Origin of the sequence: Streptomyces sp. AC550_RSS872, from assembly GCF_019049285.1 — a bacterium.
Classification (GTDB): Bacteria; Actinomycetota; Actinomycetes; order Streptomycetales; family Streptomycetaceae; genus Streptomyces.
This window is the reverse complement of the sequence record NZ_JAGMUL010000026.1, coordinates 228254-240545: the sequence shown is the minus strand read 5'-3', so window position 1 is coordinate 240545 and position 12292 is coordinate 228254. Positions and strand designations below refer to the sequence as shown.

The 12292-nt window shown below is 71.3% G+C and carries 11 protein-coding genes and 1 pseudogene; 5 read left to right on the top strand and 7 right to left on the bottom strand.

The features are described 5' to 3' along the window. Positions 1-17: 17 nt before the first annotated feature. The 3 genes from KUM44_RS12765 to KUM44_RS12755 all read right to left on the bottom strand — a co-directional run bounded on the left by KUM44_RS12765 (position 18) and on the right by KUM44_RS12755 (position 2827). Entirely contained in the window at positions 18-1160 is a 1143-nt protein-coding gene (locus KUM44_RS12765) for an acyl-CoA dehydrogenase family protein (protein WP_217207939.1), read from the bottom strand. Next, entirely contained in the window at positions 1157-2317 is a 1161-nt protein-coding gene (locus KUM44_RS12760; protein WP_254389409.1) for a CaiB/BaiF CoA-transferase family protein, read from the bottom strand. The genes KUM44_RS12765 and KUM44_RS12760 overlap by 4 nt, the downstream gene beginning before the upstream one ends. A 129-nt stretch (positions 2318-2446) precedes the next feature. Further along, a complete protein-coding gene (locus KUM44_RS12755; RefSeq protein ID WP_217207938.1) occupies positions 2447-2827 on the bottom strand; it encodes an MmcQ/YjbR family DNA-binding protein in 381 nt (126 codons plus the stop codon). 91 nt (positions 2828-2918) lie between these two features. Here KUM44_RS12755 and KUM44_RS12750 point away from each other — a divergent pair, with 91 nt between their 5' ends. Beyond that, positions 2919-4097: a trans-acting enoyl reductase family protein gene (locus tag KUM44_RS12750; RefSeq protein ID WP_217207937.1), complete on the top strand. Its 1179-nt coding sequence runs from the start codon at positions 2919-2921 to the stop codon at positions 4095-4097. 31 nt (positions 4098-4128) lie between these two features. On the opposite strand, the gene mmpA is transcribed toward KUM44_RS12750, so the two are convergent. Then, on the bottom strand, positions 4129-4275 hold the full coding sequence (mmpA, locus tag KUM44_RS12745) for a morphogenic membrane protein MmpA (protein ID WP_167366184.1): 147 nt from the start codon (positions 4273-4275) through the stop codon (positions 4129-4131). A 551-nt stretch (positions 4276-4826) separates the two neighbouring features. After that, positions 4827-5510, bottom strand: a pseudogene (locus tag KUM44_RS12740) (endonuclease V); the annotation flags it as partial. Positions 5511-5572: 62 nt separating this feature from the next. Here KUM44_RS12740 and KUM44_RS12735 point away from each other — a divergent pair. Then, complete coding sequence (locus KUM44_RS12735) at positions 5573-5869, top strand: YciI family protein (protein ID WP_217207936.1); 297 nt, start codon at positions 5573-5575, stop codon at positions 5867-5869. A gap of 35 nt (positions 5870-5904) precedes the next feature. On the opposite strand, the gene KUM44_RS12730 is transcribed toward KUM44_RS12735, so the two are convergent. Continuing rightward, positions 5905-6231 carry a plasmid stabilization protein gene (locus KUM44_RS12730; RefSeq protein ID WP_217207935.1) on the bottom strand — a complete coding sequence of 109 codons (327 nt, stop codon included), beginning with the start codon at positions 6229-6231 and terminating at the stop codon, positions 5905-5907. Between the two features lie 48 nt (positions 6232-6279). Further along, the gene (locus tag KUM44_RS12725) at positions 6280-7383 is read right to left on the bottom strand and encodes an oxidoreductase (protein ID WP_217207934.1); all 1104 of its coding nucleotides are present in this window, start codon (positions 7381-7383) and stop codon (positions 6280-6282) included. A gap of 221 nt (positions 7384-7604) precedes the next feature. On the opposite strand from KUM44_RS12725, the gene KUM44_RS12720 reads away from it, so the two are divergent. From KUM44_RS12720 to KUM44_RS12710, 3 genes are all read left to right on the top strand, one after another. After that, entirely contained in the window at positions 7605-8021 is a 417-nt protein-coding gene (locus KUM44_RS12720; RefSeq protein ID WP_217207933.1) for an SsgA family sporulation/cell division regulator, read from the top strand. Positions 8022-8323: 302 nt separating this feature from the next. Then, a complete protein-coding gene (locus tag KUM44_RS12715) occupies positions 8324-9949 on the top strand; it encodes an ABC-F family ATP-binding cassette domain-containing protein (protein WP_217207932.1) in 1626 nt (541 codons plus the stop codon). A gap of 10 nt (positions 9950-9959) precedes the next feature. After that, positions 9960-12251 (top strand): excinuclease ABC subunit UvrA, encoded by a 2292-nt coding sequence (locus KUM44_RS12710; protein WP_217207931.1) that lies wholly within the window; start codon positions 9960-9962, stop codon positions 12249-12251. Positions 12252-12292: the final 41 nt, after the last annotated feature.

Below are 12292 nucleotides of genomic sequence, written 5' to 3'. Positions count from 1 at the left end.
GGCCGGGCAAGAGAGCCTCAGCCGAGCAGGGAACGGCCGATGATCTCCTTCATGATCTCGGTCGTCCCGCCGTAGATGGTCTGGATACGGCCGTCGGTGAAGGCCCGGGCGACGGGGAATTCGCTCATATAGCCGTAGCCGCCGTGCAGTTGGAGGCAGCGGTCAGCGACCCGCTTCTGGAGCTCGGTCGCCCACCACTTGGCCATGGAGGCGTGCACGGCGTCGAGCTCGCCGTTGTCGTGGTCGGCTATGCAGCGGTCCAGGAAGGTGCGGGTGACGGCGCACTCGGTGGCCATCTCGGCGATCTCGAACCGGATGTGCTGCTTGGTGGCCAGTGGCCGGCCGAAGGCCTCGCGCTCCTTGACGTACTCCGTGGTGATCTCCAGCAGGTGTTCGGCGGCGGCGATGGCGGAGACCGCGATGCTCAGCCGCTCCTGCGCGAGGTTCGTCATCAGGTGGACGAAGGCGCCGTCGAGGTCGCCGAGGAGGTTCTCCTTGGGCACGCGGACGTCGCGGAAGAACAGCTCGGCGGTGTCCTGCGCCTTCTGGCCGATCTTGTCGAGGTTGCGGCCGCGCTCGAACCCGTCCATGCCTCGCTCGACGACGAGTAGGGACAGGCCGTGGGCGCCGCCCTCGGGGGTCGTCTTCGCCACGACGATCACCAGGTCGGCGAGGATGCCGTTGGAGATGAAGGTCTTGGAGCCGTTGAGCACCCAGTGGCCGCCGTGGTCCTCGGCGTGGGTGCGGATGCCCTGGAGGTCGGAGCCGGCGCCGGGCTCGGTCATGGCGATGGCGGTGATCAGCGAGCCGTCGCAGAAGCCGGGCAGCCAGCGGCGCTTCTGCTCGTCGGTGGCGAGCGAGGTGAGATACGGGCCGATGATGTCGTTGTGCAGGCCGAGGGCGAGGCCCGGGGCGCCCGCGCGGGTGAACTCCTCGGCGAGGACGGCGCTGTAGCGGAAGTCGGGGGTGCCGCCGCCTCCGTACTCCTCGGGGACGGCGAAGCCGAGCAGGCCCTGCTTTCCGGCCGCGCGCCAGGCGTCGCGGGAGACGACGCCGTCCTTCTCCCACTGCTCGTAGTACGGCAGCACCTCCCTGGCCAGGAAGCTGCGCACGGTGGCGCGGAACGCCTCGTGCTCGGGGGCGAAGATCTGCCGCTTCATGCGAGGCCCTTCGTCGCGGGGCCGTCCGTGCCGGCGCCCTTCATCAGGTCGGGTACGTCCCAGTCGCGCGCCACGTCGGCGGTGTCCGCGCCGGGCTGGGCCGGGCCGGTCCGTACGGCCGTCGGGGTCGCGGAGAAGCGGGGCGCGGGGGCCGGCTGGGTGATGCCGCCGTGGTCGGTGAAGGTGCCTCGGGCGGCGAGGTGCGGGTGGTGCGGGGCCTCGCGCAGGGACAGGACGGGGGCCACGCAGGCGTCGGAGCCCTCGAAGACGGCCGTCCACTCGTCCCTGGTGCGCGACTTGAAGCGGGCGGCGACCGCCTCGCGCAGTTCGCCCCAGCGGGACCAGTCCTTGCGGGCGTCCGCGTGCTCCTCGATGCCGAGCAGCCGCAGGAACTCGGCGTAGAACTGCGGCTCCAGGGCACCGACCGCCATGTACGTCCCGTCGGCCGTCTCGTAGGTGCCGTAGTAGGGGCAGCCGCCGTCGAGGAGGTTGGCGCCGCGCCGGTCCTGCCAGCCGCCGGCGGCGAGCATGCCGTGGATCATCGCGGCGAGGTGGGAGGTGCCGTCGACGATGGCGGCGTCCACGACCTGGCCGGTGCCGGTCGCGCGCGCGTGATGGAGGGCGGCGAGGACGCCGACGACGAGGTAGAGCGAGCCGCCCGCGTAGTCGCCGACCAGGTTGGCGGGGACCGCGGGTGGTTCGTCGGGGCTGCCGATCATGCCGAGGGTGCCGGTGAGCGCGATGTACGCGATGTCGTGGCCGGCGCGGTCGGCGAGCGGCCCGTCCTGGCCCCAGCCGGTCATACGGCCGTAGACAAGCTTCGGGTTGCGGGCGTGGCAGGCCTCGGGGCCGACGCCGAGGCGCTCGGCTACACCGGGGCGGTTGCCCTCGATGAGGATGTCGGCGCGGGCGGCGAGGTCGAGGACGCGCGCGGGACCGTCGGGGGACTTCAGGTCGACGATCACCGAGCGCTTGTTGCGGTTGGTGATGTCGTACGCGGTGTCGATGGCGAGTCCCGTGCCGCCGGGCCGGTCCACGCGGACGACGTCGGCGCCGAGGTCGGCGAGGAGCATGGCGGCGAACGGGCCGGGCCCGATTCCGGCCAGCTCGACCACGCGCACGCCGGTGAGCGGGCCCTGTTCTGGCGTCGTCGCCATCCTGCCCCCAGGGGTATGACACAACTGCTGTAACACCAGCGATGCTAAGAACATGCGCCGACGGACACAAGAGCAAGCGCTTAGGAAGTTACCCGCCGGAAGCCGGTCCGCGAACCGGTGCGGTACGGGTCAGTGCGTGTCCAGCTCCGCTATCAGCCGCTTCGGGGCGATGGTGCGATAGCTCTCCTCCACCCAGTCGCAGAGCAGCTCGGCCGTCGGGGCGCCCTTCTGCTCCAGCGGGATGCTGACCCAGCCCGCCTTGCCCAGGCCGTAACCGGCGGGTTCGGCGCCCGGGCAGGTCAGGGCGTGGGCGTGCGCCGCCTCGTCCTTGAGTTTGACCGTGACGCCCAGCGGATAGCTGCCGTCGTCGACGCCGAGGAAGACGAACACCTTCTTGTTGACCTTCGCGACCGTCTCGCCCCAAGGGTGCTCCTCGACGGCACCCGGCATCCCGAGCGCGAACTCGCGCACTTTTTCCCACTTCTTCAGGGCAGACCTGGGCACGGCCACCGCTTACCTCCGGGCTCGTCGTCGGGCTCCGCACCCCTCACGCTAGCCTCGGCCACCGACAACGGCGCGTGCTGCGAGACCGAGGGGTGTCATGACCAGGCTGAACAGGGCGGATCGCCCGTACGACGTCGTCCTCTTCGGAGCGACGGGCTTCGTCGGGATCCTCACCGCGGAGTACCTCGCCGCGCAGGCACCCGAGGGGCTGCGCTGGGCGGTCGCCGGGCGCAGCAAGGAGAAGCTGGAGCGGCTGCGCGACCGGCTGCCGGGCGGCCCGGGGGTCGGGGTGCTGGAGGCGGATGTCTCGGATCCGGCCTCGATGCGCCGGCTCGCCGAGCACGCGCGCGTGGTGGCCAGCACGGTGGGGCCGTACGTGAAGTACGGCGAGGACCTCGTCGCCGCCTGCGCGGACGCCGGCACCGACTATCTCGACCTCTGCGGTGAGCCGGAGTTCGTGGACCTGACGTACGTCCGGCACGACGCACGCGCGCGTGAGACGGGCTCGCGGCTGGTGCACGCCTGTGGTTTCGACTCGATTCCGCACGACCTGGGCGCGTACTTCACCGTCCAGCAGCTGCCGGAGGGCGTGCCGCTGACGGTGGACGGGTTCGTGACCGCCGACGCCATGTTCTCCGGCGGCACTTTCGCTTCGGCGCTCAACCAGTTCTCGCGCGGGCGCCAGATGCTCTCCGCCGCGCGTGACCGGGCCCGCCACGAGCCACGGCTGATGGGGCGTCGGGCACAGGCGCCGACGGGTGCGCCCCGGTTCGCCAAGGAGGTCGGCTCCTGGGCGGTGCCGCTGCCGACGATCGACCCGCAGATCGTCAAGCGGTCCGCGCGGGCCCTCGACCGGTACGGCCCCGACTTCCGCTACCGCCACTACGCCGCCGTACGGCATCTGCCCGTCGTGCTCGGCGGGGTCGCGGCGGTCGGCGCGCTCGCCACGGCCGCCCAACTGCCGCCCGCCCGGCGCTGGTTGTCCGGCCGGCTCAAGCCGGGCGAGGGGCCGGGCCCGGAGAAGCGCGCGAAGAGCTGGTTCTCGGTCCGCTTCGTCGGTGAGGGCGGCGGCCGGCGTGTCTTCACGGAGGTCGCGGGCGGTGATCCCGGCTACGGGGAGACGGCGAAGATGTTCGCCGAGTCGGCCCTGTCCCTCGCCTTCGACGATTTGCCGTCCACGGCCGGTCAGGTCACCACGGCGGTCGCGATGGGGGACGCGCTGATCGAACGGCTGCGGCAGGCGGGCATCACCTTCCGGGTGGCCGCGACCCGCTGAAACCGGCCCTGCGCGACCGGCGGGACGGGCCCTACAAGGTCCATCCCGCCACGGTGAAGATCATCCCGCCGATCCAGGCGAGCCCTGCCACCACGGCGAGAACCAGCGCGGCCGTCACGGCGCGCTCGACGGGACGGTCGGGGTCGGCGAGGGGCTTCGGGGCACGGTGCGTCGTCATGCGTCAGAGCCTGCCGATCACGGCGGGCGGTGACATCCGTACGGGTACTCAGACGACGTACTCAGCCGGGCTGTACGTCGGCCTCATCGGCCCTCGCCACCCGCCGGCGGCCAGTCCCCCAGCGCTTGCGCCATCCGCTCCCGCACGGACGGGTCGGGCGCGCAGGTCGCGAGCCGGACGGCGACGGGGCCGATCTGCCAGCCCGCGTGATGGTCGAAGAAGGGAGCGGGCCCCGCCTCGTTGTGGGCGACCTTGCCGACCAGCTCCGCGAGACGGAGCAGGAGCCGCTGCTGCTCCGTCGGGTGCTCCCATGCATCGTGCCCTCGCCCGCGGACCAGCTCGAACACCTCGCGTCCACGGCTCCATCGAGCGCGGTCGGCCGCGAGTTCCACCGCGGCGTCGATCTCCGGGGTCCGACCCAGGCTCTCCGCCGCTGCCGCGAGCACCCGCCCCGCCCAGCTCACGGGCAGGGGCTGGCGCTCGAACACGGAACGCCCCCAGGTCCGGGCCGGGTCGGCCGCGGCTCGGGCGGCGAGTTCCGGTCTCGGGCCGGTCGCGTCCTTCAGTGCCTGCCGGCACAGGGAGTCCGCGCGGCGGGTCGTCTCCGGGAGCCGGTACGCGGGGGTCAGGGCGAGGGTGTGGGCGCAGGCGTTGTCGAGGCTCACCCGGTGGCCCACCGAGACGAAGACCGGCTTGACGGCGTCGCGGGTGCGCAGGGCGCGGCCGACTTCCTCGGCGCCCGCCATGAGGGGCGCGGAGGAGCCACGCGCGGCGGCCGGATCGTCGTAGGTGAAGGTGAACGGGTTCTTGGCGACGCCGATCGTCGGCAGGCCGGTGAGGACGCCGAGATGGCTGGCGAGGCCGAAGCGGCGGGGGTGGGCGAGGCCGTAGCCGTCGCAGACGACCAGGCCTGGCGGGCAGGGCAGGGCGGCGAGGGCGGCCAGCACCGTGGGGATCTCGCGGAAGGCGAGCAGGCCGGGGACGTACGGGAAGGAGATCCGGCCGACGGCCGTGGCCTCGGCGACGACATCCAACGTGGCCGCGTCGAGGACGACCGCGGCGGCCGCGACCACGTCCCGTTCGTCGTCGTAGGCCACGTCGACGCCGGTCGCATGGCCGGATCCGGGCGGTGGGCCCGGCTCGTCGAGCACCACCCGCTCCCGGAGTTCGTCCTGGACGGCGCGGGCTTCTTCCTCGGTCGCGGGCCAGCCCGCGGGAATGCTTACGGTCGTCATCGTGGGCACGAGCGTACGGGGACGGGGCCGGTCACGGCGGGGCCAGGGGTAGGCTCGCGATCATGTTCGTGCTGGAGCTGACCTACACCGCCCCGACCGAGGACGTCGACGCCGTGCTGGAGGCGCATGTGGCATGGCTCGACGAGCAGTACGAGCAAGGGGTGTTCCTCGCGTCCGGACGCAAGAACCCCCGCGACGGCGGGGTGATCCTCGCCGTCGCGGAGAACCGCGGGCGCATCGAGGAGATCGCCGCGGGGGATCCGTTCGTCACGGCCGAGGTGTGCGCGTACCGCATCACCGAGTTCGTCGCCACGAAGACGGCGCCGGGGCTGGAGCGGTACCGCGAGACGCCCGGCTGAGGCGCTCGGCTGAGGCGCTCGGCCGGGGCGGTCGGTCACTTCCCGCCCAGCGCCTGCTTGAGCTGGCTCTTGTTCATGTCCGAACGCCCGTGGATGTTGCGGCGCTTGGCCTCCTCGTAGAGCTGGTCGTAGGTGGGTCCCTGGGAACCCTTGCCGGACCGCTGGCCGCCCCGCTTGCCCGAGGACATGTCCTGGGTGGACGTACGGCTGGCGGACTTCGACTCGCCCGACCGGGCTCGCTCCTTGTTCACCGTCCGCGCCGCGATCTCCTTGGCACGGCCTGTGCTCTCGCCCCGGTCCTTGGCGCTCTCCTTGATGTGCTCGTACTGGCGTTCCCGCTTGGGGCTCGAACCGCGTGGCATGTCGGGTCACTCCTCTCGCAGTCGGCGCCCGAGTACCCACTTTCGGCGTCAGCTCTCCAGGCGGGCGACCCGGCCCTTCTCCCCCGCGGCCCAGCAGCCCAGGTCGGGCGTGCAGTCCACGGTGTCGTACGAGCCGGTGTCGACGGTCCGCCAGGTGCGACCGCCGTCGGTGGTCAGATCGGTGCCGGTGGGGCCGACCGCGAGGGCGGCGGTACGGCTGTGCGGGAGCCAGGCGACGCCGGAGCGGTAGGCGGGCGGGTGCGTGGCGGCGGGCTGCCAGCCCCGGCCTGCGTCGCGGGTGTGTGCGGCGGCCTGCGGGGAGGCCTGGTCGGGGCGGTAGTCGCCGCCGACCGCCAGGCCGTGCGTGCGGTCGCGGAAGGCGAGGGCGAAGACGCCACGGGCCGGGTCGCCCGCGGGGATCGGTGTGTCTGCGGCCGTCCAGGTGAGCCCTCGGTCGCGGGAGTGCAGCACACGCGCGCGTGCGGCGCCGCCGGTGGCCAGCCAGACGTCCCTGGGCCCGGAGCCGACGAGGCACTGCCCGCTCGCCGCGAAACCGGCCTCGCCCTCCAGCGCGGCGGGCATCCCGTCGGCAGGCAGCACCTTCCAGGAGCGGCCGCCGTCGCTGGTCGACAGGATGCGGAACCTGCCGTCGACCGGGTCGCTCATCGCCAGTCCGTGGCGGCGGTCGAAGAAGGTCATGCAGTCGTAGAAGGCCCGCGCGTCGGTATTGCGGAAGGACTCCGTCCAGGTCGCGCCGCCGTCGTCCGTGCGGTACACGCGGGACGCCTCGCCCTCCCCGATGGCCAGCACCACCGCGCGGCGCGCGTCGAACGCCTCGACATCCCGGAACTGAAGCTCGCCGGCGCCGGGCGGCGAGACGTTTCGCCAGGTCGTGCCGCCGTCGGTGGTGCGCAGGACGGTGCCCTCCGTTCCGGCCAGCCACGCGGTGTTCCGGCTGACCGCGGACAGTCCCCGGAAACGCACCTCGGGGGTTGCGGTGTCCTTGAGTTCCCAGTGCGGCGCCCGGCGCTCCGCTTCGTGCGCCTGCGCGGGTACGGCCGTCAGCGCTGCCAGCGCCGCCCCGCAGGCCACCCCCGCGGCCACTGTCCGAAACGTGTGCCCCGACCGTCGCGTGCTCCCCGAACGCCTCATGGCGGGCGAAGCTAGCCGACCGCCCCGGCGGCGTCCAGATGGCCCCCCGTCACAAGTGACTTTCCAGGCACAGGAGGACGAACGCGTCACCCGCGTGCATGAAGGCGGTGACGGAGGTCACTCGCTCTTCAGGTGCACGGATTGGCTGATTCCATCGTCTCTACCAGTGCCCGGTCTCGTCCGCCCGGATGTTCGTCCAGCCGTCACAAGGGAGCAAGGCGTTGTCCACCGTCATCGAGCAGCCCGTTGAGGCCCGTCTCGTCGCCGCCGCGCCGCGGATGTCCAGCATTCCGGCGACCCTGCACTACGACCGGAGCGACCCGTTCGCCGTCCGCATGACCTTTCCGGCTCCGGCGACGCTGGAGGGCGTCGAGGTCTGCTGGACCTTCAGCCGGGAGCTGCTGGTGGGTGGCCTGGAGAGGCCCGAGGGGCACGGTGACGTTCGGGTGCGGCCGTATGGGTTCGACCGTACGGTGCTGGAGTTTCACGCGCCCGAGGGTACGGCTGTCGTGCATATCCGGTCGGGGGAGGTTCGGCGGTTCCTGGAGTCGACGAGCGAGCTCGTGCCGATGGGGTTGGAGCATCTTCAGCTGGACCTGGACCGGGATCTGGCGGAGCTGATGCGGGACGCTTACTGACGGGGCGGGCAGGCCCGACAAGCGGCTCGCCTTAATTCCGTTGACACCCTCTCGTCGCCTCCATACCGTGGACAACGGTCCTGTTGCCGTCGATTGGAGAAGGACGTTGCTCGTCTGAGGTCCTGAGACACCGCGCCACACCTGAGGTGTGTTTTGCGCTGCGTGCGACCTCGGCGTTCGAGCCGTCCTCCGGAGCAGGGCTCTTTTCGTTCCCCTGAAATCCCCCGAGGCCTCCCCCGTTGGTCGCCGGTGTCTCGATACGCGTTTGCCCTTGATCGCTTCGAGCATCCGCGGAGGCCCGTATGTCTACTTCCATCACCTGTACTTCCCTTTACTTCACCTGGCCTGACGGCACTCCCGTCTTCGAGGGCCTCGACGTCTCCTTCGGCCCCGGCCGGACCGGGCTGGTCGGCATCAACGGGTCGGGAAAATCAACCCTGTTGAAGCTCGTCGCGGGTGAGCTCGCGCCGGCCGACGGTGCCGTGCGCGTCGCGGGCGAGGTGGGGTATCTCCCGCAGAACGTGACGCTCGACACCGGCCTGAAGGTCGACGAGGCTCTCGGGATCGCGGCTCAGCGGGCCGCGCTGCACGCCATCGAGGCGGGCGACGTGGCCGAGGAGCACTTCGAGACCGTCGGCGACGACTGGGACGTGGAGGAGCGCGCCGTGGCCACCCTCGGTGAACTCGGTCTCGGGCACGTCGAGTTGGACCGCACCATCGGTGAGGTGTCGGGCGGCGAATCGGTGCTGTTGCGACTGGCGGCGCTGATGCTGCGCCGGCCGGACGCCCTGCTGCTCGACGAGCCCACCAACAATCTCGATCTGTACGCCCGTCGGCGGCTGTACGCGGCCGTGGCGTCCTGGCCGGGGGTGATGGTGGTGGTCAGCCATGACCGTGAACTCCTGGAGCTCGTCGACCAGATCGCCGATCTGCGGGCCGGGGAGGTCACCTGGTACGGCGGCAACTTCTCTGCGTACGAGGAGACACTCGCCACCGAGCAGGAGGCTGCCGAACGCATGGTGCGCGTCGCCGAGGCCGATCTGAAGAAGCAGAAACGCGAACTGGTCGATGCCCAGGTCAAGTTGGCCCGGCGGAAGCGGTACGCCCAGAAGATGTACGACACCAAGCGCGAACCCCGGGCCGTCATGAAGCTGAGGAGCCGCGCCGCCCAGGTCTCCGCGGGCAAGCACCGCATCATGCACGAGGAGAAACTCACCGAGGCCAAGGAACGGCTCGACGAGGCGGTGGAGGCCGTACGGGACGACGACGAGATCCGCGTCGACCTGCCCTACACGGCCGTACCGCCGGGGCGGACCGTCCTGACGATGCTGGACCTGAAGGTGGCGTACGGCGCGCGGGTGACCGGTGGTCTCGATCTGCGCGGCCCTGAGCGGATCGCGCTGATCGGGCGCAACGGCGCGGGCAAGACGACACTGCTGCGGACCGTCGCCGGGGAGCTGGAGCCGGTGTCGGGCGAAGTCGAGGCCCATGTGCCCCTGCGGTTTCTGCCGCAGCGGCTCGACGTGCTGGACGGTGAGCTGAGCGTCGCCGAGAACGTGGCCCGGTTCGCGCCGGGCGCCACCAACAACCGGGTCCGGGCGCGGCTCGCCCGCTTCCTGTTCCGGGGCGCCCGCGCCGACCAGAAGGCGGCGACGCTGTCCGGCGGCGAACGTTTCCGGGCGGCCCTGGCCGCGCTGATGCTGGCCGAGCCCGCGCCGCAGCTGCTGATGCTGGACGAACCGACGAACAACCTGGACATGGCGAGCGTGCGGCAGCTCACCACGGCCCTGGAGTCGTACGAGGGGGCGCTGATCGTGGCCAGCCACGACCTGCCGTTCCTGGAGTCGATCGGCATCACGCGCTGGCTGATGATGGAGGAGGGAGAACTGAAGGAAATCACGCCAGAAACTGTCGGGTATCCCGTCTAGCTTCGGCTTCATGCCCGATTTCACCTCCGGATTCACGCCCGCGCTCACGCCCGGGTTCATCACCATCGGCGGAGCGCGTGAGAACAACCTCAAGGACGTCTCCCTCCGTATCCCGAAAGGCCGGCTGACCGTGTTCACCGGCCTTTCGGGCTCGGGGAAGTCGTCGATCGTCTTCGACACGATCGCGGTCGAGTCGCAGCGCCAGCTCAACGAGACCTTCCCGTGGTTCGTGCGCAACCGGCTGCCCAAGTACGAGCGCCCGCACGCGGAGGCGCTGGAGGACCTCTCCCCCGCGATCGTCGTCGACCAGCGGCCGGTCGGGGGCCACTCGCGGTCCACGGTCGGCACGATGACCGACGTCTACTCGGTGATCCGCGTGCTGTTCTCCCGATACGGCAACCCGAGCGCCGGGCCGGCGACCGCCTACTCCTTCAACGACCCCTCCGGCATGTGCCCCGAGTGCGACGGTCTGGGGCGGACGGTACGGCCGGACTGGGATCGCATCCTCGACCCGGGCCGGACGCTGGCCGACGGCGCGGTCCGCTTCCCGCCGTTCGCGGCGGGCACCTGGCAGGGGCAGGCGTACACGAACAGCGCCGAACTCGACCCGGACAAGCCTGTCGGGCGGTTCACCGCCGCCGAGCGGGAGTTCCTGATGCGCGGCCGGCCCGGCAGCAAGGTCACCGTCAGCGGCAGCGGCGGCACCTGGACCACCGACTACGAAGGTCTCGCCACCCGCTTCGAGCGGCTGTATCTGAAGCGGGACCTGTCAGCGATGAGCCAGAAGACCCGCGATCTGGTGCGGGAGTTCCTCGTGGAGGGCAGCTGCCCGGTCTGCGAGGGGGCCCGGCTGAACGCGGCGGCGCTCGCCACCCGCATCAACGGCCTGAACATCGCCGACTGCACACATATGCAGGTCACGGACCTGATCGCGGTACTGAAGGACATCGACGACCCGGTCGCCGGACCGATCGCACGGGCGGCCGTCACCGCCCTCGAACGCATCGACGCCATCGGCCTCGGCTACCTCAGCCTCGACCGCGAGACGTCCACGCTCTCCGGCGGCGAGGGACAGCGCCTGAAGACCGTGCGCCACCTGGGTTCCAGCCTGACCGGCATGACATACGTCTTCGACGAGCCCAGCGTCGGACTGCACCCGCGCGATGTCGGCCGTCTCGGCGATCTGCTGCTGCGGCTGCGCGACAAGGGCAACACCGTGCTGGTGGTCGAGCACGACCCGGACGTCATCGCACTCGCCGATCACGTCGTCGACATGGGGCCGGGGGCCGGCGCGGGCGGCGGACGGGTCGTGTTCGAAGGGACGCCGGGCGAGCTGGCCGAGTCCGACACGGTGACCGGGCGGTGCCTCGGGCGGCGTACGGTGCTGAAGCGCGACGTCCGCGCGGCGGGCGGTGGGCTCTGGGTGAAGGGCGCCGGCCGGCACAACCTGCGGGACGTGACGGTGGAGTTCCCGGCCGGGGTGCTCACCGTCGTCACCGGGGTCGCGGGATCCGGGAAGAGCACGCTGGTGGCGGAGTTCACCGCCGCGCACGCCGACGCCGTGGTCGTGGACCAGTCGTCGATCGGGATCTCCGCGAGGTCGACTCCGGCGACGTACCTCGGAATCATGGACACGGTTCGGAAGATCTTCGCGCGCGGGACGGGCGCCGAGCCGGGGTTGTTCAGCTTCAACTCGTCCGGCGCGTGCGGAACCTGCGAGGGCCGCGGGGTCATCCACACCGACCTGGCCTTCATGGATCCGGTGACGACGACGTGCCACGACTGCGAGGGGCGGCGCTTCAGGGACGAGGTGCTGCGGCTGACCGTCGACGGCAGCTCCGTCGCGGACGTACTGGAGATGACGGCCGGTCAGGCACTGGAGTTCTTCCAGGACGCGGGCGTACGGCGCCGACTGCGCGCCCTGCGGGACGTGGGGCTGACGTATCTCACGCTCGGCCAGCCCCTCTCCACGCTCTCCGGCGGTGAGCGTCAGCGCATCAAGCTGGCGACCCGGCTGCACCGCACAGGGGCGGTGTACGTCCTCGACGAACCGACGACCGGACTGCACATGTCGGACGTCGACGCGCTGCTCGGGTTGCTGGACCGGCTGGTCGACGCGGGGAACACGGTCGTGGTGGTCGAGCACAACCTGGACGTGGTGGCGCACGCCGACTGGATCATCGACCTGGGGCCGGACGGAGGGCGCGACGGGGGCCGGGTGATCTTCGAGGGAACCCCGCGACAGCTCCTCGACGCAGCCGGTTCCTTCACCGCCGAGCATCTCAGGAGGGCCACAGCCTGACCACGGGGGTTTTGTACGGGCGGGTAACCCCTGCATGATGG